Source organism: Oceaniferula spumae (assembly GCF_042849255.1).
GTDB classification, from domain to species: Bacteria; Verrucomicrobiota; Verrucomicrobiia; order Verrucomicrobiales; family Akkermansiaceae; genus Oceaniferula; species Oceaniferula spumae.
Map to the genome: position 1 here is coordinate 3908016 of NZ_AP026866.1, position 26634 is coordinate 3934649.

General features: G+C 52.4%; 20 protein-coding genes and 1 tRNA gene. 10 read left to right on the forward strand and 11 right to left on the reverse strand.

Annotated elements, in window-relative coordinates; genetic code table 11:
• Window positions 1-208 precede the first annotated feature (208 nt).
• Window positions 209-1015, forward strand: a complete 807-nt coding sequence (locus ACSPJT_RS16610) for a PEP-CTERM sorting domain-containing protein (RefSeq protein WP_435893681.1) — start codon at window positions 209-211, stop codon at window positions 1013-1015.
• 70 nt (window positions 1016-1085) lie between these two features.
• Entirely contained in the window at window positions 1086-2576 is a 1491-nt protein-coding gene (locus tag ACSPJT_RS16615; RefSeq protein ID WP_435893682.1) for a tetratricopeptide repeat-containing sulfotransferase family protein, read from the forward strand.
• On the opposite strand, the gene ACSPJT_RS16620 is transcribed toward ACSPJT_RS16615, so the two are convergent.
• The 3 genes from ACSPJT_RS16620 to ACSPJT_RS16630 all read right to left on the reverse strand — a co-directional run bounded on the left by ACSPJT_RS16620 (window position 2577) and on the right by ACSPJT_RS16630 (window position 6016).
• On the reverse strand, window positions 2577-3704 hold the full coding sequence (locus ACSPJT_RS16620; RefSeq protein WP_435893683.1) for a M20 family metallopeptidase: 1128 nt from the start codon (window positions 3702-3704) through the stop codon (window positions 2577-2579). It lies immediately after the preceding gene.
• A gap of 126 nt (window positions 3705-3830) precedes the next feature.
• Entirely contained in the window at window positions 3831-5354 is a 1524-nt protein-coding gene (locus ACSPJT_RS16625) for a mercuric reductase (RefSeq protein ID WP_435893684.1), read from the reverse strand.
• A 14-nt stretch (window positions 5355-5368) separates the two neighbouring features.
• Complete coding sequence (locus ACSPJT_RS16630; RefSeq protein ID WP_435893685.1) at window positions 5369-6016, reverse strand: TVP38/TMEM64 family protein; 648 nt, start codon at window positions 6014-6016, stop codon at window positions 5369-5371.
• A gap of 128 nt (window positions 6017-6144) precedes the next feature.
• Between ACSPJT_RS16630 and hpt the strand changes: the two genes are divergently transcribed.
• The 4 genes from hpt to ACSPJT_RS16650 are packed head-to-tail and all read left to right on the forward strand — an operon-like array spanning window position 6145 to window position 9916.
• Complete coding sequence (gene hpt / locus ACSPJT_RS16635) at window positions 6145-6678, forward strand: hypoxanthine phosphoribosyltransferase (RefSeq protein WP_435893686.1); 534 nt, start codon at window positions 6145-6147, stop codon at window positions 6676-6678.
• A gap of 10 nt (window positions 6679-6688) precedes the next feature.
• Window positions 6689-7810: an LOG family protein gene (locus ACSPJT_RS16640; RefSeq protein ID WP_435893687.1), complete on the forward strand. Its 1122-nt coding sequence runs from the start codon at window positions 6689-6691 to the stop codon at window positions 7808-7810.
• A 10-nt stretch (window positions 7811-7820) separates the two neighbouring features.
• Window positions 7821-8813 carry an MBL fold metallo-hydrolase gene (locus ACSPJT_RS16645; protein WP_435893688.1) on the forward strand — a complete coding sequence of 331 codons (993 nt, stop codon included), beginning with the start codon at window positions 7821-7823 and terminating at the stop codon, window positions 8811-8813.
• Complete coding sequence (locus ACSPJT_RS16650) at window positions 8810-9916, forward strand: glycerate kinase (protein WP_435893689.1); 1107 nt, start codon at window positions 8810-8812, stop codon at window positions 9914-9916. Before ACSPJT_RS16645 ends, ACSPJT_RS16650 begins: the two co-directional genes overlap by 4 nt.
• 28 nt (window positions 9917-9944) lie before the next feature.
• Here the strand turns inward: ACSPJT_RS16650 and ACSPJT_RS16655 are convergent, their stop codons facing one another.
• On the reverse strand, window positions 9945-13514 hold the full coding sequence (locus tag ACSPJT_RS16655; protein ID WP_435893690.1) for a PVC-type heme-binding CxxCH protein: 3570 nt from the start codon (window positions 13512-13514) through the stop codon (window positions 9945-9947).
• 95 nt (window positions 13515-13609) lie between these two features.
• Between ACSPJT_RS16655 and ACSPJT_RS16660 the strand changes: the two genes are divergently transcribed.
• Complete coding sequence (locus ACSPJT_RS16660) at window positions 13610-14017, forward strand: cupin domain-containing protein (protein ID WP_435893691.1); 408 nt, start codon at window positions 13610-13612, stop codon at window positions 14015-14017.
• 272 nt (window positions 14018-14289) lie between these two features.
• On the opposite strand, the gene ACSPJT_RS16665 is transcribed toward ACSPJT_RS16660, so the two are convergent.
• The 7 genes from ACSPJT_RS16665 to ACSPJT_RS16695 all read right to left on the reverse strand — a co-directional run bounded on the left by ACSPJT_RS16665 (window position 14290) and on the right by ACSPJT_RS16695 (window position 23009).
• Window positions 14290-16665, reverse strand: coding sequence for a BatD family protein (locus ACSPJT_RS16665; protein WP_435893692.1), 2376 nt, complete (start codon window positions 16663-16665; stop codon window positions 14290-14292).
• A 47-nt stretch (window positions 16666-16712) separates the two neighbouring features.
• Complete coding sequence (locus tag ACSPJT_RS16670) at window positions 16713-18695, reverse strand: VWA domain-containing protein (RefSeq protein WP_435893693.1); 1983 nt, start codon at window positions 18693-18695, stop codon at window positions 16713-16715.
• 41 nt (window positions 18696-18736) lie between these two features.
• Window positions 18737-19735 carry a VWA domain-containing protein gene (locus ACSPJT_RS16675; protein WP_435893694.1) on the reverse strand — a complete coding sequence of 333 codons (999 nt, stop codon included), beginning with the start codon at window positions 19733-19735 and terminating at the stop codon, window positions 18737-18739.
• Window positions 19736-19749: 14 nt separating this feature from the next.
• Window positions 19750-20250, reverse strand: a complete 501-nt coding sequence (locus ACSPJT_RS16680) for a hypothetical protein (RefSeq protein WP_435893695.1) — start codon at window positions 20248-20250, stop codon at window positions 19750-19752.
• Between the two features lie 8 nt (window positions 20251-20258).
• On the reverse strand, window positions 20259-21149 hold the full coding sequence (locus tag ACSPJT_RS16685; protein ID WP_435893696.1) for a DUF58 domain-containing protein: 891 nt from the start codon (window positions 21147-21149) through the stop codon (window positions 20259-20261).
• A gap of 111 nt (window positions 21150-21260) precedes the next feature.
• The gene (locus ACSPJT_RS16690; RefSeq protein ID WP_435893697.1) at window positions 21261-22304 is read right to left on the reverse strand and encodes a P-loop NTPase; all 1044 of its coding nucleotides are present in this window, start codon (window positions 22302-22304) and stop codon (window positions 21261-21263) included.
• A gap of 6 nt (window positions 22305-22310) precedes the next feature.
• Window positions 22311-23009, reverse strand: coding sequence for a zinc ribbon domain-containing protein (locus tag ACSPJT_RS16695; protein WP_435893698.1), 699 nt, complete (start codon window positions 23007-23009; stop codon window positions 22311-22313).
• Window positions 23010-23175: 166 nt separating this feature from the next.
• Here ACSPJT_RS16695 and ACSPJT_RS16700 point away from each other — a divergent pair, with 166 nt between their 5' ends.
• The 3 genes from ACSPJT_RS16700 to ACSPJT_RS16710 all read left to right on the forward strand — a co-directional run bounded on the left by ACSPJT_RS16700 (window position 23176) and on the right by ACSPJT_RS16710 (window position 26631).
• Window positions 23176-24732: an MJ0042-type zinc finger domain-containing protein gene (locus ACSPJT_RS16700; RefSeq protein ID WP_435893699.1), complete on the forward strand. Its 1557-nt coding sequence runs from the start codon at window positions 23176-23178 to the stop codon at window positions 24730-24732.
• Between the two features lie 87 nt (window positions 24733-24819).
• A tRNA-Leu gene (locus ACSPJT_RS16705) sits at window positions 24820-24905 on the forward strand.
• A 217-nt stretch (window positions 24906-25122) separates the two neighbouring features.
• Entirely contained in the window at window positions 25123-26631 is a 1509-nt protein-coding gene (locus ACSPJT_RS16710; RefSeq protein ID WP_435893700.1) for an arylsulfatase, read from the forward strand.
• Window positions 26632-26634: the final 3 nt, after the last annotated feature.

The following is a 26634-nucleotide window of genomic DNA, read 5'->3' on the forward strand; positions in this document are numbered from 1 at the left end:
GTCGTCCTAGTATATTAATTGCATGTTAGAATAGCCAGAAGCCGCGCAGGAGGGCTCCCACTATGGCCTGAAGGTTATCCAGCGGCATGACTATAAAACAGTTGTATGATGAAAATTGTCACCCCTATAACAAAAAGGACCTTCGGAAATGGATTGTGAAGGACATATGAAATTGTTACAACTAGGTGTTCTTTAAAAACATTATATTATGAAATACACACAAATAATTCCATTTCTAGCTAGTGTTGGCATGGCGAGCGCTGCGTCAGTTAACCTGACTGTGAGTCAGGACCAGTGGGTCGGAGCTCAAGACGACGGCTCGGGCGGTTACGGGTCAAATGAGACAGTGGCCGAAGCAGGCGCTGGTGAACGCCTCAGTCTGTGGATGCCTGGCCCTCCGGCTGCGTGGCGTTACAACCGTCGTGCCTACTTTGGCTTTGACATTAGCTCGGTCAATTTGGCAGATGTCGTGTCCGCTACATTTACAGTCACCACGGCATCAGATGTAGTAGGTAGCGAAACAGGCAGAAACATCTATTACTGGGTTCATGCTGATGCTCTAGGAGGAGATCAGTTCGACGAAACCTCGTTATCTTACAATTCGGCAATTACACTAGGCCTCAATGCCGGTGGTTCGTATTTAAGCGGTAGCGGGCCTTATACTCCTAACGAGAGCGGCGCAGGGACGCTTCTGCAACCTGCTGGTGTCGCGCTTGCGGCTGCCGGGGAACTGAATACCATTACTTTTTCAGGTGCTGCCCTTGCTGAAATGCTCAACGATCTCAACGGATTTGTTACCATTTCAGCATACGCAGGCGCTCCTACCGGAGGAGGCTATGGCGGAGCCCCCATCGCTGATGCCCCAGTGACTACGGGCGGACCCGGTTTTCAGTCCAAGGAGTTAACGGCGGGGACACCAGCAATGCTAACCCTTGAGCTAGTGCCTGAGCCATCGACAACGGCATTGCTTGGGCTTGGTGCTATCGGCCTCATTTTGCGCCGGAACAAGCGCTAGTATTGACCGATTTAATTTAATAATCAAAAGTGCTGCGGGTGATTATTTACCCGCAGTATTTTTTTTGTTTATGGGGAAGACCGCAAAATACCAGAAGCTGCTAGAGCGAGCCGCGATCTCTGCTCAGAATGGGAGATTTCCACAGGCAATCTCTAGTTATTTAGTTCTGGCTAAACAGTTTCCTGAAAACCCTGAGATATCACTTCAATTAGCTCACGCGCTGGGTTTGTCTGGGCAACGCAAGGCTGCGAAAAAAATTCATCTGGCATTATGGAAGACTCTTGATGGAGCTCCAGATCTACTGGTTCGCATAGCTCGTGATTTGGAGGAGTGGCAGGATTACCACGGAGCACTCGAGCTATGGTCTGAATTGTCGACCTATCCATCGAAATATCAATCTGATGCCAGGTTTCATCAGGTGCGCTTGTTGGAACGAACGAATCAAGAGATAGAAGCCATCAGGAGGTGGAGTTCAGTCAATTGGAATGACAATAATACTTGGGGTAGACATTGGTTGGCTGGTCGACTTTCCCAGCGCAGTGGCGATTTGGGCAAGGCACGCGAAGAATTTGAAAAAGCGTTGGCGCTGGCCCATGGTGAATCTATTGCGAAGTGTACATCAGCTCTCGCGCGTCTAGCTGACCAAATGGGTGATTATGAGGATGCGTACAAATGGGTAATGGAGACAGTCAGTGCACGTTCTGATGAAGCTGAACATATGAAGCTTGCGTTCCCGATGTCCCAAGAAGCCGTCGAGCTGCCGGCTATTACTGAGGTTAATTCAATGAGGGCTTCTGGAGAAAGGCCTGTAATCTTCCTCACTGGCATGCCTCGCTCAGGAACTACGCTATTGGCGCATAAATTGGCTGATCGTTTCTCTGTGGATCTCAGTGAAGAGTTTGACTATATCAAACAGCTTGTTGATAATTCAGCTTTCCAGAAGAGTCCCATGACTCCTGACAAACTAGTTGGAAAACCGTCTAATAAAAAATACATTGCTGCGTACTGGCGTGCACAACACGAGTCTGGCCTCACAGATCAACTGAATGGACACACGCCTTTACTCGATAAAAATCCGTCACTTGCCTTGCTTGCCCCATGGCTGCTTGCATTGTTTCCGAATTTGAAAATTTTATGGGTCGAGCGTGATCCGCGAGATTTGTGGATTAGTTCCGTCATGCTCGATGCTCCCGTCAATGGGGCCACCTGTATGTGGCAGAATCCAGAAGACTATGGAAAATGGTGCGCTCAACAAGCTGAACTTCGGGAGAGGTTAAACTCTCTGCTTCCGCCTGAACAATTTATCAAGGTGGATTACCAGAGCCTGGTATCTCAGCCCGATAGCGTGTTAACGGACATAGCACAGAGGTTCTCACTCGAACCTAATGAAAGCAGGGCTACTGCGAGCCATTTAGTGACATCTCCCAGCTATGAAGAGGTGGTTAAGCCGATCGCGAAAAATCGCGTAGAGAGATGGAAAAATTACAGGTTGCTCCTTAGCGATGTAGAGCGGAAGGCTTTCGATCAGTTACCTGAGCTCTACCAATACAAGCCTCATTAACTAGTAAGCTAAGTACTTGATCAATCGTTCAAAGTAAACCACTCCCGCTTCCAAGTCAGAGATTTTGATGAACTCATCCTTGGTGTGGGCTTGGTCGATGGAGCCGGGGCCGATGCAGATCGAGGGAAGTCCGGCGGCGTTGAGATGGGCTGCGTCAGAGAACCATGGGGCGCCTACCGGTTTTGATTCCGTATTGGCGGCGATCATTTTCTGGATCCAAGGATTATCGGCAGGCACGTCCATGGGCGGATTCTCGTGTGGGTTCACAACCTTGAGTGGCAGCTCCTGCTCGGCGATGACTTTTTCTACCAATGCCTGAGCTCCAGACGCCTCGGTTAAGGATGGCGTCATGCGGATGTCAATCTGAGCCGATGCGAGATCGGGCACGATGTTAGGCTGCTTGCCTCCGATGAAGGTGCCGACGTTTAAGGTGGAGTGACCAAGGACGGGGTGGGTGTATTCTTTCAGTTGTGGTGAGAGGGTATTGTCGAGCTTGTCCAGTGCGCGTGCGAGCTTGAGGATGGCATTGTCTCCTAACTCTGGCTGGGACGCGTGGGCAGCCTTGCCTGTAGCGGTCAGCGTGGCCCACAGAGAGCCTTTGGTTAAGTGCACGATGTCGAGAGATGTAGGTTCTCCTGCCATTGCGAATTCATACTCGTTAGCATGGTGTTCGGCGAAGTGCTTGGAGCCGTGCTGAGATGCTTCCTCTCCCATGAATCCGATGAAGTCAACGGCGACAGGAAGCTCTGCTAACAAGCCTTGGCAATTGCTCAGTGCTTGTAGCATGGCAGCCATAGGACCTTTGGTGTCTGATGCACCTCGACCCAGAACCCGGCCGTCCTCAGAGATCTTCCCAAAGGTATCCATGTCCATGCCAGCCACGCTGACCGTGTCAAGATGGGGCCCTAACAAGATACGCGGACGGTTCTCTGGTCCTGGCGCACGCGCGATGAGATTAGGTCTGTTGGGCAAGATTTCCTCTTGGGTGACCGAGTAGCCAATGTCTTCAAGATAGCTCTGAACGTAATTAGCCATGGCTGCCTCGCCATCACCAGTTGGCGAGCAGTCTGGATTGACACTCGGTATGCGGATTAGGGCTTGGAGAAGAGATACAACGTCGGTCGGCATGGCCGTATTGAACCACGGAAATGCCGGATGAGATAGAAGATTTACTGCCAGATGAACGCAGGATGCCACAGCTATGGCCCAATTTCCCCGTTGGGGGAGCGGGAACACGCTCCGCGCTATTGGCCCTTATCCCCGAGACCACGCCAGCCATTTTTTGAACAGCTTGCTGATGAAGGGGGTGAGTTTGGTGCGTGAGTAGGAGTCGGCCACTTTCTTGATCGCCTCCGCCTGGGTGGGGTAGGGGTGGATGGTGGAGGCTATCTTATCCAGCCCGATACCATGAGTAATGGCGAGAGTGAGTTCGGAAATCATGTCGCCCGCATGGGCGGCTACGATTGTCGCACCGAGGATCTCAGAACTTCCTTTTTTGGTCAGCACTTTGACAAAGCCCTCGGTTTCGCCGTCGAGGATGGCTCGGTCGACATCGTCGAGTTCCTGCACGTAGGTATCAGTTTCAATTCCTTGGTCTTTAGCGTCCGCCTGATACATGCCGACGTGGGCGATTTCCGGCTCGGTGTAGGTGCACCATGGAATCACCAGATCGCTGAGTTTTTTTCTGCCGTGAAAGAGCGCGTTTTGGATCACCATGCGGGCCGCGGCATCCGCCGTGTGAGTGAACTGAAATTTCATCGCCACATCGCCAGCGGCAAAGATGTTTTTATTCGCTGTGCGCAGGTTGTCGTCCACTTCGATGCCGCGCTTGTGGTAGGTAATGCCGGCTTTCTCGAGATTCAGCCCCTCGATGTTAGGAGCTCGACCCACGGCCACGAGAATGGAGTCGATGCGCAGTTCCTGCATCTGTCCGCTGTCATCATCATAGTGGATGATCTTTTCATCGCCCTCGGTGGTGACCTTTTTGATTTCAGTTCCACAGCGTAGTTGCACACCATCGTTCACCAATGCCTTTTGCACAATCTCTGCAGCATCCTGATCCTCTCGGTTGAGTATTTGGTCTGAGTTATCAAAGACATAAACCTCGGATCCGAAACGTGCGAACGCTTGTGACAGCTCAGCACCGATCGGTCCGCCACCGATGACAGCCAGCCGCTTTGGCAATTCTGTAATGGAGAAAATGGTTTCGTTGGTATGCGCTCCGGATTCCCACAGCCCCGGCACAGGGATGCGTGCAGCACGGGCGCCAGTGGCGATGAGTGCTTTCTTAAAATGCAGGGTCTTGCCGTCCACTTTGATCGTGTTTTCAGAACTGAAGGATGCTTCCCCAAGAAATACATCCACACCAAGTTCCTTCTGATAGCGTTCCACTCCGTCCACATGGCTGATGCCAGCACGCAGTTCACGCATCCGGTTCATCGCTTTGGTGAAATCGATCTCAGGCTCCGAGGAGAGCACACCGAACTCCGCGGAGCGGCTTGCCTGCGCAGCGGCGCGGGCGGCACGGATCACTCCCTTGGACGGTACGCAGCCAACATTCAGGCAATCGCCTCCCATCGCATGGCGCTCGATGAGGGCCACTTTGGCTCCCAGTCCGGAGGCACCGGCAGAAGCGATCAGTCCGCAGGGGCCGGCGCCAATCACCACCAGATTATACATTTCCGCCGGTTCAGGATTCGTCCAGTCGTCAGGTGCGACGAAGGATTTCAGCTTACGATTGTGCTCGTTATCCGGCTCGAAAAGGGTGTTGTCACTCATGATTTAAAATTTTGTTAGACGCGGTCGTTGATCGCTTTCTTGGCGACTTTGGTAATATAAACGGTCACGATGATCGTGGCTAACAGACCAACGCCGTAGAACGCCCATTCGGTAGGAGTCTTTTCTCGATCTCCTCCAGCGATCTGAGCCAAGCTTTTGAAAAGTGACCCGATGTAGACGTAGAGCAGTGTGCCCGGCAGCATCCCCAGCCATGAGGCGCCAACATATTTCCAGAACGGGACTTTGGTAATTCCCAGTCCGTAGTTGAGTAGGGTGAAGGGGAAAACGGGAGAAAGGCGAAGGAGAAAGACGATCTTGGATCCTTCCTCACCAATGGCCTCGTCAATGGCTGCGAATTTTGGTTTCGATTCGATTTTTTTACTAATCCAATCGCGTGCCACATAGCGACCTATCAGAAAGGATAAAGCAGCACCAATGATCGATGCGATGGATACGTAGAGCGTGCCCCATCCCACACCGAACAAGAAACCCGCTGCCAGTGTTAGGATGGAACCGGGGATGAACAGAACGGTGGCAGCGATGTAAAAGCCCATGAAGACAACGGGTGCCCACAGCGGGTCGAGTCCGGAGATGTAATCAAGAGCGCGCTGCATGTAACCGGATAATCCGGTGGCAGCGATGAAGGGGGGGAGTGTGGGCATAGGTGGTAATGGGAAATTGTTGAAGGTATGAGCGCTAGACGGGCTGATTATTCCTTTTTCGAATTTATGTTACATTGCCGGATGGAATTTATGATTCAGAAATGAGAATTTCTGCTTAAGCTGGCACCATGCACGAGGATATTGAAAAGGTATTGATCGATGAGGATGTGATCAAAAAGCGCTTGGACGTCTTGGCGGAAAAAGTGATGACCGATTTCGAGGGGAAACCTCTGGTGGTGGTGGCCCTACTCAAGGGAGCGTTATTGTTCATGGCCGACCTACTACGCCGCATTCCCTTAACCATGGAGATTGAGTGCATCAATGTCGCCAGTTACCATGGTGGCACTGAAAGCAGTGGCACTGTGACATTCCTTGATAAGAAATTGCCCGATGTCGAAGGCCGCGCTGTGCTGTTACTGGACGATATTCTCGACACCGGAGGTACGCTGCAGGCAGTGATGGGTAAACTCAATGAGCAAGGTGCCACGGAGGTGAAAACCTGTGTGCTGCTGGCCAAGGATATTCCCAGAGAGAGCTTCAAAGAGGCTGATTATACAGGCTTTGTGATAGGGGACGAATTTGTCGTAGGTTACGGCTTGGACTATCAAGGCCGATACCGTAACTTGCCTTATGTGGGTATCTTGAAAGACTCCGCCATCTAACTTTATCATTATGAAATGCTCCATTAATCGTGAAATCGACACCCTGTCGTCCCTAAAGCGTCTGAATGGCCAGTTGAGCTGTGCCGTGATTCAGGGATTGGATCTAACTGAGGCAGATCTCGACTGGAAGAATCTGGAGTGTGACGGCACCGTCTTCATGGGCTGCCATTTTCCCACCGGAGTGGATGAACAAAGCCTACGCCGTCGGGGTGCCATGATTCTTCCACGCTTTGAAAACCTGCCGTATGAACCCTACCGCAGCGCTCTTTACTCAAGAGAGGAGCTGATGCAGGGGTGGACACCGGGCCATGATAACAGTGTGGACAAATCAATCTACGATCATTTCCACAGCAAAGGCGGCAATGAAGCTGACGTATTAGAAGCGTTGGCACAGAGACTCCACGATCACGCCGTGGATGATGCTCTGCGTGATTTGTTAGAAGGTAGAGTCGAAAAAGACGGGCGGAAGAAAGTAGTCGCCGTGATGGGAGGACACGGAACACCTCGCACCGACCCTTATTTCAAAAAGGTAGCCCATATCACCAGACAGCTGACACGTGCCGGATACTTCATCGCCTCCGGTGGAGGACCTGGCATCATGGAAGCTTCGAACCTTGGCGCATGGATGGCCAATGCCGAGGATGAGGAACTAGACACCGCGCTGCAAATCCTCGCCCGCAGCCCCGTCTACACAGACCCTGGATATATGTCCAGAGCTCAGGAGGTGATCGATCTTCATCCTGCCGGAAGCTCAAGCCTCGCGGTGCCGACATGGTTTTACGGACACGAACCGACGAACTTTTTCTCCCGACACGTCGCCAAATATTTCTCCAACAGCATCCGCGAAGACGGCCTGTTAGCCATCGCCACCTACGGAATCATTTACGCCCCTGGTAGCGCCGGAACTACCCAGGAAATTTTCATGGACGCCACTCAGAACCATTACGGCACCTTCGACTGGATTAGTCCCATGGTCTTCCTAGGGAAAAAACGCTACCAAGAAGACACCATGCTCTTCGATTGCATCAGTCAACTCGCCGAGGGCAAAAAATACGCTGAGATGCTGCTGTGCACGGATGAAATCAGTGAAGTCTGTGCGGCGATTGAAAACTACGTGCCAACCACTGCGTAACGATTAAACCATGAGTGAGCTACCATCCCATCTATCAAGAAGAAGTTTTCTATCACTTTCGGCGATGGCAGCCGGAGGTTTGGCTTCCAGTCCAGCAAGGTCCCTCGCCGAAAAGGTTGGAGGCGGCCGGAATCCGTGGATTTATCATTTCAAGATTGGTGACATCGATGCCTGGTCGATCAGTGATGGCTTCATGAAATTAGGCCAAGGACTGAGTTTGATGTATCCGGAAGCAGAGCGGGAAAATATGGCTAATGCCCTGAAGAATCATTCCGAACCGCTCGATCACCTGCCGCTCTACGTCAACGTGCTGGTGATCAAAAAGGGCGACGAAATTGCATTGTTCGACGCTGGCTTTGGTCCGCCGGAAAACAAAAACAGGGGCTGGCTGGCATCGGGCCTGAAGAAAATAGGCATCCAACCAGAGCAAGTGACCGCCACCTACCTGAGTCACGCCCACTCGGATCACATCGCCGGATTTGTCACCGATGGGAAACCGACCTTTAAGAATGCCGCACTGCACGTTACTCCCGAGGAGTATAATTTCTGGCGGTCAAAGAACCCCGATTTCACCAAAACAAAACGGAACCCCAAAGCCATACCCGGCATGGTGAAGCAGGCCCAAAAGAATTTGGAAATCCTAACTCCACTCAAGCAGTTCGCTCCAGTGGGGGCGTCAATGTTAGATGGCACTGTAACGGTCGAAAATGGCTTTGGGCACACCGCAGGTCACGCAATTTACCGTATTAAGTCAAAAGGTGAGGAGCTTCTCCACATAGTCGATCTCGCCCATCATCACCTACTGATGTTTCAGAATCCTGCTTGGAAAATTGGCTGGGACAATAACCTCCAACTCGCGGTGCAGACCCGCAAGCGCGTCTTTTCTCAGGCCGCCACTGCGAAAACAAGAGTCTACGGATTCCACGTGCCGTTTCCAGGTCTGGGTCGGATTAACAAATTGGGTGAAGGTTATCGCTGGGTGCCCGAACGCTTGGTCTGGTGAAAATCCTGCTGGCTCCCGATAAATTCAAGGGCACGCTCACGGCGGAAGAAGTATGCGCCATCATGCAGCGGGGTTTGCATTCGGTGCTTCCAGATGCAGATATCGTCTCTTGCCCAATTGCCGATGGTGGTGATGGATTTGCAGAGGTCCTTCGGTCTCAGCTGAATGGAGCATGGGTCGAGTGCCCGGCGCACGATGCACTCGGCAGACCTATCGATGCCCGTTATGCGCTCTGCGGAGATACCGCGGTCATCGAGATGTCAGAGGCGTCCGGGCTGTGGCGAGTGGCTGAAAACGTGCGCGACATCTGGCGCAGCAGCACCTTAGGCACTGGAGAGATGATGCGGCATGCGATCGAGCAGTCGCGGGTAAAACGTATCATCATGGGAATCGGCGGCAGTGCCACCAATGACGCAGGTTGCGGCATGGCAGCTGCGCTAGGAGTGAGGTTTCTCAACGATCGTGGCGATGAACTCGATCCTACACCATCTGAGCTGAAGCACTGTGGGAAGATTGACATTTCCGAGCGTTTGACGCTGCCCGAAGTATTGATTGCCTGTGATGTGGACAATCCGCTGTTAGGAAATGAAGGTGCTACTCGGGTGTATGGTCCACAGAAGGGCGTGGTGGAGAATGATTTTGGACAATGGGATGATTATTTCGAGCTGCTTGTAACTCTTACAGATGGAGGCACTGCCGCGATGATTCCAGGTGCGGGTGCAGCCGGTGGTCTCGGATTCGGACTAATCCAATTTTGTGGTGCCCGACTACTGCCGGGATTTGATTTGGTAGCGCAGGAGGTCGGTCTAATGGAAAAGATCCTAGCGTGTGATGTTGTGATTACCGGGGAGGGGCGACTTGATGCTCAGACCTTGCACGGCAAAGGCCCTGCAGGCGTGGCTGAAATGGCACGTGACGCCGGAAAGAAAGTTTTCGCCATTGCTGGGAGCGTAGAATGTGAACCATTGCATTTGTTCGACGGCGCATATGCATTACACCACGACTCCAGAACGCTTGAAGAATCGATGCAACGTAGCGAAGAATTGTTGATGGTCGCAGCAGTCGAATTAGGGGATACCCTTCGGGCAAGTGGTAGGGTGTAAGACTTACCATATCCCAGTTGAGAAACAGCTACGGTTTTACTGCCTTGGTGCGCTGCTGAATTGCGGATGGACTCAACGCGGTAGAGTAGATATGGAAGCTGAGATAATTTCCGTCAAACACATGGTCAGGAAATTGTGATCGGCCTAACCAATTGTTATCATTTTTGAAAGTGGTGAGATCGAGTTTTTCCGGCAGCTGATGCCTCCCAACAAGATCACCATTGAGATACATGGCCATGTGTGTGCGGGTGTAGGTGGCGACGATGTGATGGAGTTTGTTAGGTGTGAGGATAGCTTTGGCATCAAAATAATATTCCTTGCCGCCGCCACGAGCACAGAGGCGCAGCTTTTTATTACGGGCATTCATCGGGATAAGAGCCAAGTAGTCACTATTAGCAGCGCCACCAGATTTGCCTTCACCCTGATCGCTGGAGCCGAATCCCCACGCCCATGCCCAGAGCCGGTTTTCGCTGACTTGCAGCCATGTCTCCAGACTAAGCTCACCAATGACTCCGTTATTGGCGGCTTGGCTGATGATGTTGTTAGGCAAGTCGATGTACTGATCGTTTTTGATCTGAGTGCTGCGTTCTCCTATGTTCGCTGTGAGGTCGATGCCGCTTTGTCCGAGCTTAATAGCTCGGTTTCCTCCGGCCACATGAGCGTGCGCATGGCCGATGGTATCCTGTAGACCTTGGGTGAAATCATAGCTATGCAGTGGTTTCGGCGGAGAGGATCTGACAAAATCCTCTGAGGTGAATGGCTTAGTCCGGGACTTGAGGTCAGACCGTATACGAGTGACTTCGGAAACTGCGATGTCTCCCAGTTTGTTATCCCAGCTATTACGAGCGTAGTTGAGAACATCGGCGATTTGTTGATCAGTGAGATTTTCCTGCGCTGGCATGCCTCCGTTGTATTCTTTACCACGCACTGTGATTTTTCCACTCAGCCCCTTGAGCACAATTCTGGTGGCATCTTCGTGATTGCGGCTCAGCCACTCAGATTTGTTGAGTGGAGGGAAGGTGTTGTCGAGCCCCTCACCATGCTCTTGGTGGCAGGCGATACAGGTGGCGGTTTTGTAAACTTCAGCCCCGCGTTTGGCGCTGGCGGACAGTGACAAATTTAGGGTCTTACCAGCCGCCGCCGATGCCGAAGCACCATGGCTGGCCAATGCCACAGTGAGGGCCGGTATGAGGTTTTTATCGTTCTGCAATAATCCTTTTTTATCAGTCAGAGCTTTGAGCAGGGATTCAGCCTTCGGTGCACTGGCTATGACTAACAACGCAGCGTGCCGACTATCGGGGGTGAACTTTTCCAAGTGGCTGATCAATTGCTGTGCATTGTCCTCCGTGGGAGCTAGCAGCCGAATGGCGGCGAGCTGCAGGCTGGGAGTTTTTGCGTTGAGGTGTTTATGCGACAGCTCTTGAACCTTGGCCTTGATCCCTAAAATGTCTAACAAATACAGCGCGTGAGTAGCGGCAGTTTTGTCCTCAGTTGCGAGCGGAAGAAGCAACGGCTCTGCTTTGTTCGCGTAATGGGTAACAATCAAACGCTGGGCAGTGAGTCTCCAAAAAAGATCAGAGTGGCCCAGTGTGGCGATGAGATTCTTAAGACTGCCGAGATCCGGTGTGGGTGCTGGTTTACCACCCTTAGGCATGATGCGATAGATTCGGCCGTGTTTGCGATCGCGGTGTTCGTTGATGTAAGCGTTGCCTTTGCCTTTGGTTTGCTGGTCACCGTATACATTGTGTTGAACTACGGAGTTATACCAATCGGCGATGTAAATAGCGCCGTCGGGTCCAACCTCCGCAGCCACAGGGGCCGACCATGCATCTGCTGTGGCGTAAATGTTTTGCTCAAAGCCTGTGGTTTTAAATCCTGCCCCACGACGTTCGATCCGTGGAGCTGCAACAAGTTTGCACGTGGGCGCACAAATCAGGGCTCGCTGGTTCCACCAGTCAGATGGAAATAACCTTGAGGTGTAGATGGCATGTCCGGCGCCTGCTGTGACGCGCTCCTTGCAATCGACCTGCAGGTAATCGTAGGTCAATGGGTAGGTGAAGTCGGTGGTATCGGCTCGAGGAGTGCGCAGAGCTTTGACTCCTGATTTTTGGTAGGCGGAAAGTGGCACATCGAACCACCACGAGGGATTGTTGTTAGCGGTGGATCCCATGACGCGTCCTTCCTCGGTCAAACCCAGTCCCCATGTGTTGTTGGTGGTATTTTGGAGAACCTCGAAGTCGGAACCGTCAGGCTTGAACCGCAGCACCGCTTGCCCGGAACGATGCCGTTTTCCTCCGATGGTAACATCCACTCCAGAGTAGCCGACGGTGGCGTAAATCCAGCCGTCAAAGCCATAGCGCAGGTTGGAAGTGCAGGCGTGGGTGTCCCAAAGTTTAAGACCTTTGAAAAGCACCTGACGTTTGTCACCTTTGCCATCATTGTTAGAATCATAAATATACACCATCTCTTCTCCATCCGTGGTGATGCAGCCGTCTCCAAACGGAAGCACAGAAGTGCATATGGTCAGACCTTCGGCGAAAACACTAATCTTGTCCGCTTTGCCATCGTTGTTGGTGTCCTCGAGAATTTTGATCCGATCCTGCCCCGGTTTATTCATGACGTGACTGTTAGGGTAATCGTATGCCTCGACTGCCCACATGCGACCTTTTTCATCCCAGTTGATCGCGATCGGATTAATAATGTCAGGCTCAGACGCAAAAACCTTCAGCTCATACCCAGCAGGCACTTGTGCCAATTTGATGGACTCAGCGACGGGCAGAGGATTCTGCATCGTAATGTGGGGTATCTTTCGGTCGTTTGGAGCGCCCCAGCTTTTGCTCGGCACGATGTTCACTTTCGGCGTGTAGTAGCTGAGTGTGGGGAGTTTAAGATCAGCAACGAGCTTCGCTTTTTCCGGTCCGACGCTCCAGAGGATGCCTCGCAGCACGAGGTCTTGGTAGTTAGGTTGTTGCCAGCACCTCTCATCATGGCCGCTGGCAGTGTAGAAAATTCGCCCCTTGCCGTGAGTGCGTACCCATGTCCACGGTTCCTGTTCACGCTTTTGTAGCACCGTGCGATCGTTATTGTGTTTCTGGTGAACATAACTCTCATCCCAGCACTCGAAGCCTTCATAGCCTTTCATCAGTTCATGATCAGGGAGGATGGTTTTGACTCGGAATACACCGGAACCGTGTGATTTGAATTGAGCTCCGAGAAGCTGGATGAACGCCTCAGAGTTACGAAAACACCCGCAGGCGGAATGGAGGAAGACACAGGCACCGCCGTTTTCGGAGTAGTCTAACAATGCCGTTTCTTGATCTTTCTGGAGCACATCGTGATTACCGTAAACCAGCAACGCATCGTATAGAGCAAGGTTCTCTTTCGTGAGTGTGGTCGGCTGATTGGCGTAGGTGAAATTGACGCCTTTGATCCCCAAGGCCCTACGGATGGTGCGGAACCTTTCCAATGGCTTATGTGAACCGTTCGGGCTGCCAAGAAAGAGAACCTCAAGTCGCCGAGCTTCCGCAGCAGAGGAAATCGTGATCGAAGAACCAAGGAATGATAAGACGATAACAAGGCGAAATAGAGGTGTGATCATAACTGAAGATTGATTCTTTAATACTGAGACAGAGCAACCTATCTTGCTGGAAACCTAATCGTATCACGACCCGATTTTAATCCAAGTTATTCACCATGTTCATCTCCCACGACGATATCCTCAAAGACTGTGTGCCCATGGGGCTGAATGAATTTTTCTCTCATCACCGGGAAGCTCACACAGTTCCAGCCAAGGATGTAATACTGATCCGGGCGACCATAGAATCAGGTGAGGGGCACGCGTTTCATTATCACGAAGACCGTGAGGAGTTTCTCTATATCCTCGATGGCAAAATCGAGCAATGGGTGGGGGAGGAAAAGAAAATCCTGAGTGCCGGTGATGTAGTCTATGTTCCGCCCGGTGTAGTGCACGCATCGTTCAATGTCGGTGATGACGAAGCCAAGCTGCTCGCCATTTTTGGAAACCTGTCATCTTCCGCAGAACTTGCCGTGGATGTCTCTGAGCAGGAACCATGGTGCTCGCTACGCCAACAGAGCTCATGAGCCGGCAGAGTGGTCACTGGAGTCAGTTCTTTGGTAAACTGCGGGTTCACAAAAACCTTGGAAGTATCAACCGTTAGCGAGCCCTTGGACCCGACCCATTCTTTTACGGCCGGAATAACCTGAGGAAGCGGTGCCGCTTGGGTGTAGGATACCGCAAAGACGCAACAGTAGAGTAATGCTCTGATCATGGCAGGAAAATTGATGTGTCCCCAGTTTTGGAGAAAGGAGATTATTTTGGAAGACGTTTCGAGAAGATTCTCAAATTTACAATACTATCTGACTTTACCCAGAAACTTACTCTCCACCCAGCCCTCGAATTCGTCGACGGTGCTGATGTGAGTCCAAGGGCCGCGGGTGGCGTTGATTTTTACTAGCGAAGCTGCGGTGAGCGATTGCGAGTTTTTGGTCTGGCGGTGCGCTTCGGAGTATAGTTTGGCACCGGTCATGACCACAGCCTGTTGCTTTAGGGGGGCGAAGCGGTGATCGTCTGGGTAGTTGTGGACGGCCACTTTTCCGAGGGTTGCGATGATCGGGCTGAGCACGAGAGCTATGATGCAGAGTGTGAGGGTAATTCCACCCGGATGGCGTAAGAAGAGAACCAAAATGCTCAGACCTAACAGCCAAAGGCCGATGTAGAATGTGATCTGGTAAACACGTGGTGAGAAGTAAACTAACAGCACCTGCCAATCTTCGTATTCCGGCACACGGGCATTTTTTTCGATTTCAACAAAACGAAGGTTCTGGCGTGCGTCGCGGTGGGTTGGCTCGACCGCGAGTGCCTGTCGCCAGGCTAAGGCAGCGGCTCCCGGTTGGTCGATGCGGTGGTGGCAATTTCCTATGTTGAACAACACATCAGCGGGTGCTGCGCTGGGATCAGGGTAAGCGGCTTTGTAGTGGTCGATGGCCTGTTGATACTGGCCGGATTTCCATGCGGTGATGGCAGCTTTCTCAGAGGTCACTTGATCGGCTTTGACGTTCGAGATAAAACCGGCAGAGAGCCCTAACAGGACGATCGCAATGCTGAGCGTCAATTTGGAACAGCGCTTAAGCAGACCGAGGATCTCGGCCTTGCGGTCAGACGGCATGGGTGTTTTTTTGCCGGTCTCTGGTTGGAAACAGAGAGCGTCGCGTTCCTTCAAGATAGTTTCGAGGTCAGGGTTCAGAGTGAGCCACTGCTCGATGAATCGGCCGGCCCTCCTGTAAAAGGTGCGGATGTCTGTGTCCTCGCCGATTTTTTTCAAGGCCGCTTCCTTACGCTCAGTGTCCGGGTGTTTCACTCGTGCAGCAGCGATTTTACGACGTAGAATGGGGGTGATGATCAACAGGCAGATGACGATAGGAATCAGGTGCCATCCCCATCGTGAGAACCATTGGCTGGAGCTTGTTCTGTCACTGATGTTAGAGCGATCGATGAAGCCAAGAATGTTCCGCATTTCCTCCGGTGCTGTGTCAGCAGACTCTGCGGCTGGCTGCAGACTCTTCACTGCGGGGGTAATGGATACCGGGATGGGTGTGGTCTTCAGTGTGGCGTAGCTGCGTGTGTCTGGATTGAAGTAGCTGAAGCTGTAGGCGGGGATGGAGGTCGGCAGACTGCCAGAACTCTCGGCACGGATCAACTGGCGGAAGGTGACCATGCCGCTGATGTATCGGCGTTCTTCACCGCGGGTGATTTTACTGGTATCGATGATCTTCCATGAGTCATCAGAGAAGGCCGGTGGTTTCAACGTTTCCAAGTTACCTGTTCCGGCAACGCGCAAGATTACCTCAGTGGGGTCGTTTTCCTGCAGCGTGGTTTTTTCACAGCGGGCATCGATTTGAAAATTTCCGATCGCCCCGTTGAAGTCAGCTGGTGCGCCTTCTGGAAGCGCGAGAATATCAAACTCAAGTGCAGGCAGAACGAGATTGAGCGGAACGTCACTGATTCTAGATCCGATAGCTGGATCAATCACCGAGCGGCGCTCGTGGAGGGTAAGTTCGGATGGGCCAAGCATTGCCTTGCCGGGGCTGATGCCGCTGAGGTTCGTGCTGTAAGTCACGCTCCGGTGGGTGACTCCTCCGATCTGCACTTGGCTATAATTGTGATCTGGTGGTGGGGCAAATCGCCATGCGAGGCAGTTCACCTTTTTGGCATCGGGGTAGCCCCAGTTGACGATGCGTGTGCTCTCTGGGATGTAGAGCTTGAGGATCACCTCGCATTGTTCGCCCTGATAGAGAGTGGTCTTAGCGGGGAACCAGGCCGCACGAATTCCAGAAGCTAGGGAGATGAGCTGATCGACTGCGTGAACGCGAAATTGTTGGGGTTCGGTTTTTAAGGCTTTGCCTTGGGAACTGATCTCGAACGCTGGAACTGTGTAGTCCCCAGCCGAGACAGGTGTCAGGCGGTAAAGAAATGCATGTGAGAGCTGCCGGTTTTCATCGACCTGAGTCACCGAACGGACGTAGTTCACCGCCACGCCCTCGATCTCGGGTGGGGTAGGTCGACTGTCGGGCTGACCACCACGGACTCTAACAATGAGGCTGACTTGTTCTCCTGGGAGAATGTCGTGGCTGGTCAATGCTGCCTCGGCATAGATATTTGCATTTTCCTGCGCACACAGCATGGAAGCTGGGAAAAGCAGGATGATGAAAGCTGTTAGTAAACGATGCACGAGAGCAGAATTGAGATCAGTAATGATGGATGAGCTATTTTGATGAGTTACCAGTCCTTGGCTGGACGGCGTAGTCTGAGCTGTGGGCGGGAAACGGGACGAGTTTCGGAATCTGAGTTCTCTTTGAGAATACGAGCGGCGTAAGCTTCCTCGCTCTCGCCATCCTTGCGCTCCATATTCTTGGGATCGGGTTGATCACCTTGTTGTGGCTGGTCTTTTGTTTCCTCTCCTTCATCGCCATCTTTAGGATTATTCTCGTCAGGTTTGTCACCTCCTTCACCGTCTGTTTTTTCACCTTCAGGGTCATCCTTGGGTTTCTCGCCTTCGCCTTTTTGATCGTCCGGTTCTTCACCCTCGTCCTGTTGGTCCTTGGGTTTGTCTCCCTCGCCTTCTTGCGATTTATCCTGCTGTTCTTTTTCTTGTTCCGCCTGTTTTTTCGCCTCGCGGAGTTGCTTGAGGAGTTTTTCGACCTCTTTGCGATTGTGATCTGCGTCTTTGTTTTCAGGATTGAGATCCAGTGCCGCTTGGTAGTGTGTGATGGAATCTTCCCAGAGCTGAATCACATGATCGACATCCTCCGCAGTGAGTTTAGCTTGCTCTTCTTTTTTCTTCGGAGAAAGAATGTTACGCATGATGTCCAATAATGATGGCTTCTTCGTGGCCGAAGGTGGCTGCAGGATATTCCACCCGGTCTGGAAAAGAGCATTGCCCAGATTGTAATGCACCTGTTCCTGTAGCTTGGCATTGTTCGTTAGTAGAGCTGATGATAGGTAATTGTTAGATTTCTCCCACTGCTTGAGTTTATAGGCAGTGCTGCCGATTGAGAATTGGATGGCCCGTCGGTCTTCTCCGCTGGCTTCAGGGAGAGCTTGGGTGAAGAGTTTCAGGGCCGTTTCATACTCACCAGCGGTGTAAGCTGCATCGGCCTGCTGGACCAAGGTCTCAGCGCGTGCCGATGTGGTGAGAACAAACGCGAGCATCAGCACAGCGGTCGTAGCCTTGATCGCGGGAGGTTGTGATTTTTTAACCGCCTGAATACGATGGGCGAGAAACTCGGAGTGAACAATCACGCAGAGGGCCAGAAGGATGATGGCGGGGACAAGAAACCACTGGAAAATTTCATTCGGCACGGTGAGTTTTCTGCCTGCCTGCTCGTCTCTCTGGAGTGAGTCCAAGGCCGAGCTGATAGCTGCTGCACTGCCAGAGCTGGCGGGCGTGAACGATCCTCTTCCTGCGCGGGCCAGTGAATCGAGAGCATCGGTGCGCATTTTGCTGTAAACCGTTTCGCCCTGATTATCGCGGAATTTGCCATCTCGAAAATTCGGATCGGGTATGATTCCACCTTCTGGGGTGCCAATGCCAATCGCGCAGACGACGGTTTTGCTGTCTCGGATTTCGGCAGCGGCGAGATCAGCTTGAGTGGAGTGATCTTCACCATCACTGATGATGATCAGGGCGTTGGCCTGCTGACCGGTTTTCTTGAAGGTTTTCAAGGCCAATGAGACAGCGGCACTGAGATCGGAACCACCGGAAGGGATAACTTCGGTATCGATCTGGCTGATGGTCTCGTGCACTGCGCCGTGATCGATTGTTAGGGGTGCCATCAGAATGGGAGCGCCGGAGAAAGCGAGCACTCCGACTCGATCATTAGGAAATGCTTCGAGCACCTCGATGGCCATGGCCTTGGCCGTGGCGATTCGATCAGGGGAGCCATCACGCACTAACATTGAGCGTGAGGTATCGATGGCGATAAGAATGTTCCGAGTGCTGATTTGTTCGGTTGTGGTGGTTTCACCGCGGAAGGGGCGGGCGAGGGCGACGATGATTAGTGCGCAGCCTAGCAGCCCAAGTCCAAGGGCGATCCAGCGGCGGGTGGGGGACGATGTTTTTACCAGATGCTTTCTCAATCGGGGTGCAACCATCCGGCTCCAAGTTTGTCCTTGGTTCCTGTAAGCAAGAATTGCTCCCAATAAAATAAAGGGGAGAAGTAAGAGCAAGAGCAGGAGTCCTGGATGGAGGAAGGAAGGCATTTGGAATGATTGATTGAGGAAGTCGAAATTAGACGTGGCTACTAGGGAGCTGGCGGGGGCTTGAGGGCTTGGATAGTTAGGGCTGCGATGGTGAGTAAAAGAGATGCGGCAATGAACCAGGGGAAATATTCCTCGGTTTGGACAATACTGTGCTGCTTAATGTCAGTTTTTTCAAGCTGGTCGATGGTATCAAATGTTTCGCGTAGTTTTTCAGTGTCGCGAACTCGGTAATATTGGCCACCTGTTATCTGGGCGATTTCCTCCAGTGTTTTGGTATCGAACTCTTTCTGGGGATGCGACTGCATGCCGTTCATTAGCCGACCTCCTTCCGTGCCAATGGCGACCGCGTAGACTTTTACTCCAAGCTTGGCGGCGTGTTTGGCGGCTTCGATAGGGGATAGTCGGCCGGAGTTGTTAGATCCGTCGGTTACCAAAACGATGACCTTGCTCTTCGCCTCTCGATCGTGCAGGCGGGTGGCGGATGCTGCGATCGCTGAGCCAATGGCAGTTCCTTGTTCGCGGATAAGACCGGGGCGGAGGCTGCGGAGCTGGTCGATCAACCATTCGTGCTCCAGGGTGATGGGGCTGGTGACGTAGGGTCGACCGGAAAAGGCGACGATGCCTATGCGATCGTTGGCGCGTTGTTTGATGAAGTTTTCTGCAGTAGCCTTGGCCGCGATGATGCGTTGAACGCGGCGGTTGTTGAGCTGGAAATCGACGATCTCCATGGAAAAGGAAATATCGATGGCGAGGACGATATCGATGCCACTGGCTTTCCGATTGGAGATTTCATCGCGCTGTTGAGGTTTTGCCAATGCAATGATGGCGGCGGCCAGAGCAAGGACCATCAGGGCGAAGGTGAACGAGCCGGGCGCGCGTTTGGGTTTCTGCCCAAGACTAACAAGAATCGAAAGTGATGAGTAGGTGATCGACGATGGTGATCCGGCTTTACCGCGCAGGAACAACAAGGGAACCAACAACGGCAGAGCCAACAACCACCAAGGGTTGGCAAAGCTCAGGTTCTGGAAAAAATCAAACATCGGTGTGCTGGCTGTCAGGTGGTTTCGGGGCTGACGTTGATTTCGATATTTGCTAACAGCTCCTGAGCCTCGTCGATGAGTGTGGCTGGTTCGCTGCTGTTGGCGGGTGTGTATTTCAGCTGGGAAAGTCGGGTGAGGTGATTGGTGACAGGCTCGCGCGAGTCCGGATGCAGTTTTTCCAATGCGCGCTGTCGGAGAGTGAATTCTTCGTTGGTTTCAAATAAGGCGGGATCCTGAAAAGCAGCTTCGAGATAACGGCGGATGATGAGGGAAATACGGGTGGCCGTGATTTGTGGTGCCAGTTTGGGGGCGTCTTCCTTGAGCTGATTAAGGTCAGCCCGTGCTTTGTCTAACAAGGTGGCACGCTGTTTGGCAGTGTTCGGTCTGCATAAAAACCATATGACTAAGCCGATGACGAGAGCTGCACAGAGTCCGACCACTGCCCAGATCCACCATGGGGTGGTCGGTTCAGGGAGAAATTCCCTTGGAGCGGTGATGTCGTGGATGTCCGGCATTTTTTAAATCAGGAGTTCCGACGGCGGGTGCGGGTTTTGAATAGTCGGTGTAGGTGGGGCAGGTAGTCGCCGTTTGTGCTGAGATTGAGATGGTCGATGCCTTGTTGTTTGAACAGACGGGTGATGCCCTCACGGTTCCTCCGGGTCAGTTTGCTGAAGCCCATGCGGAGGTTACTGTTGTTCGTGTTCACTGTGGTCTGCCAGCCGGTTTCTGGATCTGTTAGGTTGACGGTGCCGATACGAGGAAGTTCTTCGTCGTAGGGATCGGTAACGCGCAGGGCGATGGTGTCGTGTTTGCAAGAGAGAGAGCCGAGAGGCTTTTTCAGATCGTGGGCAAAGAAGTCTGAGATCATGAAAACCAGCGACTTTCGTTTCACTGTATGGAGAAGAAAATCACAGGCCTTTGGAATGGAAGTGCCAGCGTCCTCAGGATCCGCGGTGAGGATTTCGCGCACCATGCGCAGAATGTGTCGAGTGCCCTTGGCTGGGGGGAGAAACATCAGCGGTTCATTGGCGAAGAGCAGGAGGCCGATCTTGTCGCCATTGTAGTTGGCACTGAAAGCCAGAACCGCTGCGAGCTCGGCGGCGAGCTCTCTTTTACTCAGATGCTGGCTACCGAAAAGTGTGGATCCTGATACATCGACCGCGAGTATGACGGACAGCTCGCGCTCCTCACGGAAAGTTCGGATGTATGGGGTGTCCTTGCGTGCGGTGACGTTCCAGTCGATAAAGCGTGTCTCATCGCCGTGCTGATACTCCCGGTAGTCCTCAAAATCGAGTCCGCTGCCTTTGAACGATGAGTGATATTCTCCGCTGAAGGTTTCACGGGCAAGCCGGCGGGCCTTGATTTCCAGCTTATGCACGCGGCGCATGATTTCATCGATGGAGTCGGGTGTCATGCGGGAATTGAGAGGGATGAATTGGGAATTAAGAGCAAATTGGTGAATCTACTTATATAACGTCGCCGATGGCTGGTTCTTTGAATAAGGCGGCGGATTTTGGCTCCGGACCTAAACTGGGTTCGCTGTAGCCAGGGCTTGGGCGATGGTGGAAAATGCGGCACTCGCCTGGTTTTCTGTAGCGGACAGGGTGGCGACAGGGGCTCCATTGTCGCCTTGTAGACGGGTTGGAATATTGATCGGAACCTGCCCCAAGAGAGGGATCTTGAGTTTCTCCGCTTCACGCTTGCCGCCACCTTCTCCGAAGATGGGGTAGCGGGTGCCGTGGTCGCATTCGAACCATGCCATATTTTCGATCAGGCCTAACAGAGGGACGTTGACCTTGGCAAACATGGACACTGCTTTTCGGGCGTCGATCAGAGCAACCTCCTGGGGAGTGGTGACAATCACAGCTCCAGTTAGAGTGATGGTCTGCACGATGGTGAGCTGGATATCACCGGTGCCTGGCGGAAGATCGAGGATGAGGTAGTCGAGGTCCTCCCAGAGCACATTTTTGAGAAACTGCTGGGTATACTGAGTGGCGAGTGGGCCGCGCACGATCACAGGAGAGTTTTCTTCTAACAGGAATCCCATGGACATCAGTTTCACCCCATGGGCTTCGATAGGGATGATCTCATTGTCCTCGGTAGCAAGCGGGCGCTCCTTGCTGCCGAACATGTGAGCGACGGATGGGCCGTAGAGATCGCAGTCGCAGAGGCCTACCTTGTAACCTTCCTTGGCGAGTGCCACGGCGAGGTTCGCGGAGACGGTGGATTTTCCGACACCTCCTTTTCCTGAGGCCACGGCAATGACGTGCTTCACTCCGGGGATGTTATTCTTACCCATCTGACCGCTGCCGCCTGCTTGGGCGGGCGGGTCTTGGACGTCGATTTCGATCTTGGCGTGTCTGACGCCGGGGAGGGGATCGAGCACCTCGTGGCAGGATTTGAAAATCTGTTCGGGCACCTTGGCGTCATTGGTCTGCACGCTGATCTTGACGGTGACCACGTCGCCGTCGATCTGGATGTCCTTGACCAGGCCGAAGGAGACGATGTCGCGCGAAAATCCGGGGTAGGGCACTTTTTGGAGTGCCTCTTTGATCGATTCAGGAGTCATGCCGGATTAGAGATAGAGGATGCGTCCACAGTTTTCGCACTGGGTGACTTCTTTTTCACTTTGCACGCTGATCATGGTGGCTGGCACCAGCTTCATGTGGCAGCCGCTGCATTGGCTTTTTTCAGCGGAGACGATGGCATCGCCACCCTTGGACTTCATCAAGCGGTCATATAAGGAGAGCTGATCATCATCGATATTCTCGGCGAGTTTGGCTCTCTCGGCCTTCACTTCGGCCAAGCGTTTATTATTTTCCTCGAGCTGGCTGCCGAGACTGGCAATTTCCTCGTCGACCATTCCTTGTGTGATGGCGAGTGCGTCCTCGGCTTTTTTCTGCAGTGCACGGAGCTCGTCAGCTTTTTCCATCAGCTCGAGTTCCTGGGTTTCGTAGTCGTCGATTTGCTCGTTGTAGCGCTCGATCTCGTTTCCAAGTGCGGTGAACTCATCGTTTTTCTTGGTCTCGTATTGTTGGGTTTTGAGACGTGTGAGAGTGGCTTTGCGGGTGCCGATATCGAGTTCGATGTTTTTGATAGCGACTTCGTTTTCCTGGACCGCCAACTTGGCCTTGGCTACGGATTCGAGGTCGTTGGCCAGACGTTCCTTGGCGCGTTCTTGGTCGATGGGGATACGTTTCAGGTCGGCCTCTAACTTCAGGATACGCTGATCGCGATCCTGCAGGACGAGGAGTGACTCAATTTCTGCAAGCATGGCTTGCTTCTACTCCCTACCTGCCTCAGGGGCAAGCGCTGGTGCAGGGAAGAAAGATATTTTTTCATAGTAGCCAAAATAAGAGTGAACGGATAGGGTGACGGCATACTCAAAGAAGGCAGGTGCGGCGATTGCCGTTAGCCCTGTTGAATGACCCAAAAAGCCCATGAGGATTAAGTGCCCCGATTGTAGTCAGAAATTTGTCGTCACCGAGGATTTGCTCGGTAAAACCGTGGAATGTGGTTCCTGTGATGCTCGTTTCAAAGTTACCAACGATCACGTGGTAGCAGAAAAAGAGCGCTTTTACCCTGGCGAGAAATCGGATCAAAGTCTGGATCAATTCGGCAAAACTACCGCCAAAGTTGCAAGCCCTGTCGCCTTTCAACAGGCTCACTATCAACAGGGTGTGAATGCCGATATTGTGGGGCCACCGAGGCCAAGGCGGACTATGGCTGCCATAGCCGGAGCCGCCATCTTGGTGATGGTCATCATTGTCTTTCTGCTGGCAGGAGGGAAAGAGGGCAGTATGAGAGACATGGAAAATCCCAACCGGTTTATCTTTGCCGGTTTCACAGCCTTGATTGGTGGAGGACTTTTATTTTACGGCACGTCTCATAATCGAAAAGTTGGCTGGATCGCTTGCCTGGTGCTTTGTGGTGCCGTGCTTGCCATGCCCGTCATTTTCCCAGCCAATCCTACCAGCGCGACCGTAGTTCCCGTAGAGGAGGCTAAAGCCACTGATAGCGCTTTGGCATCTGCTGCGATTCAGGAACAAGCCGCAGAGGATTATCTTTTCGAAATCGGATATGATCCGGTGAAAAATGCTGTGGACAGTCGCCCCGCTAACTCAGTGGCCGCGATCTATCTTCGCAACGCCTCAAAGACAGTGAGGGGGAAAATAGCCGCCTATCTCTACAATGCTACCGACAAGGTTAGCCGCGAAACTTCATACGACCGAGGAACCACCGGCCTCAACGGACTGATCTTGTTAGTGGATCAAACCAAGAGCCTCGATGAAATTGCCGTTCTTTGCGAGAAGTTTGGTAGAATAGAAAAGATATCCCGTGATCTTCGGGTGATCGACGTCACCGTGGAACATTCAAAAGTGGGCAGTCTGGATGAGGACAAGGCACTGGATCCTGAAAGCCTCGACTACCAACGCCAGAACCTGAACGCGCTTTCCAGTATTGATCCAGATGTGCAGATGAAGGCCGTGAAACGGCTAGCCACCTCTGAGCCCAAAGCCCTGCGTCCCGACATCACCGAGAAGCTTGTGAAAATGCTGCCCTCCAGCAGCAATCCACTCAAAATTGAGATCATCAGAGCGCTCAAAACATGGTCGGAGCCCAGTGATGGAAGTGAGCAGGCCGTGCTGGCTGCTGTAAGAGAGCTGCACCAAGACGGCGAAACGGAAGCGCAAGGGATTCAGTTTCTAATTGATCGTCAAGTAGAGGGAGTCGACGTGATTCTCATGGACGTTTGGAAAAAAAATCCAGCCGTCTGGTCTTCAACCATGACCAGTCTGGGCGAGGGTGCCCAAGTGCTGTTACTACCCATTTTAGCTGATCTCAATGAGGCCCAACTCGTCGCTGCATCTGACATTCTGGGGCAGGTAGGCACCGCTGCTTGTATTCCCCTTATTGAGGAGGTGATTCCGAAGAAAGACGACGCTGGGAAAAAATCTCTGCAAGCTGCCATTGACGAAATCAAAAAGCGTTCATAGTCTGCACGCCGTTCTGGATTTCCTCCCGAACGATCGGTTCGCAATGGTTCTACCACCACCGCGTTTCCGATGAAAATTTCCAAGTATGCCGCCGTGGCGGAATTGGTAGACGCGACGGACTTAAAATCCGTTTCCTGGTAACAGGAGTGCCGGTTCGATCCCGGCCGGCGGTACTTGGATTTTCAATAGTTGTCTGCCTTTGGCGCGTGCCGGGGTTTGTTCATGGGCCGTCCGTTTATTGGCGGCCATATTGGTTTAATTACCCAGTTACGGTTCATTTTTTAGCAGTATCGATGTTTTCCATTGAGAAATCATAGGGATCGTCAGTATAAGAAGTAACTCGCTCATGATATGATTTGAGCTCGTGCGCGTCTTGATTCCTATTTCCTTATGAAAACTACATCTTTTCCAGCCATCTTCGGAGCGGCGGTGCTTTCCGGTCTAACAACTCTGACCGCAGCCGAGCCAGCCAAGCCAAACATCGTATTTATTCTAGCAGACGATCTCGGCTACGGCGAATTGGGCTGTTACGGTCAGGAGAAAATCAAGACCCCACATATCGATCAATTGGCGAAAGAAGGTTTGAAATTTACTCAGCACTACACGGGGGCTCCGGTATGCGCTCCTGCTCGATGCGTGCTGATGACTGGCAAAAATCTTTCGCATGCAGAAATCCGAGGCAATCGGGACAGTGGCAACGGAAAGAAATTTCCTGGCCAGTGGCCGATCACTGCGGATGCTGTGACCATCGCTGAAGTGCTCAAGGAGGCAGGCTACGCAACTGGAGCTTTCGGCAAATGGGGACTCGGCCCCTCCGACACCAGCGGTTCCCCGATCAAACAGGGCTTTGACACTTTCTACGGATATAACTGCCAGCGGAACGCTCACAGCTATTACCCTCCATTTCTGGACTCTAACGAAAAAGAGGAGGTGATCAATAAAGACCCGATCCCCGGGCATTTGCGTAAGAAACAGGGCGAGGTGAAAGCCGAAGATTACGTTGCTGAAAACTATGCTCCGGACCTGATTCTCGAACACGCACTCAAATTCATTGATGACAATAAGGATAAGCCGTTTTTCCTTTATCTTCCAGTTGTCGAGCCACACGTATCGATTCAGTCTCCCCAGGAATGGATTGATAAGTATCCCGAAGAGTGGGACAAGGATCGTGAATACCGCGGACAGAATGGTTACTTGCCTCATCCACGTCCTCGCGCTGCATATGCCGCGATGATCTCTGATATGGATGAAAACGTGGGAAAAGTTCTCGAGCGAATCAAGAAGCACGGCTTGGAAAAAAACACCATCGTAATTTTCACTTCCGATAATGGCCCTACCCACGGCGGCCAAGATAAGCGTTTCAACATCGGTGGTGCAGACTGCGTGTTCTTCAAATCACGCGGCGGCCTGCGGGGATACAAAGGTAGCTGCTACGAAGGAGGAATCCGGATTCCCTGCGTGGTGAAGTGGCCCGGTAAAGTTAAGCCTGGCACCGTGACTAACATGCCATCCTATTTTCCTGATTGGTTTAATACCTTGGCCAATATCGGAGGAGGGAAAATGCCCGACACCAAAGTCGACGGCATCGATCTGACTCCCGCTTTGTTAGGTGAAGACGCACCCAAGCGTGCAGTGCCCATGGTTTGGGATTTTCATAACTACGGAGGAATCATCGCAGTGCGCGATGGCAACTGGAAAGCAGTGCGCCGTAATCTGTTAAAGAAAAAATCAAGCCCATGGGAACTCTACGACTTGGCGACTGACGTGCATGAGGCTAACAACGTGGCTGCCGACCATCCGGACATCGTCAAGCGATTGGAAAAATTCTGGTTGGAAAATCGCACTGTAGAGCCTGATTTCCCAATCCCAGCTGTTGATGGAAAGAAGTCTCTCGACTAGCTT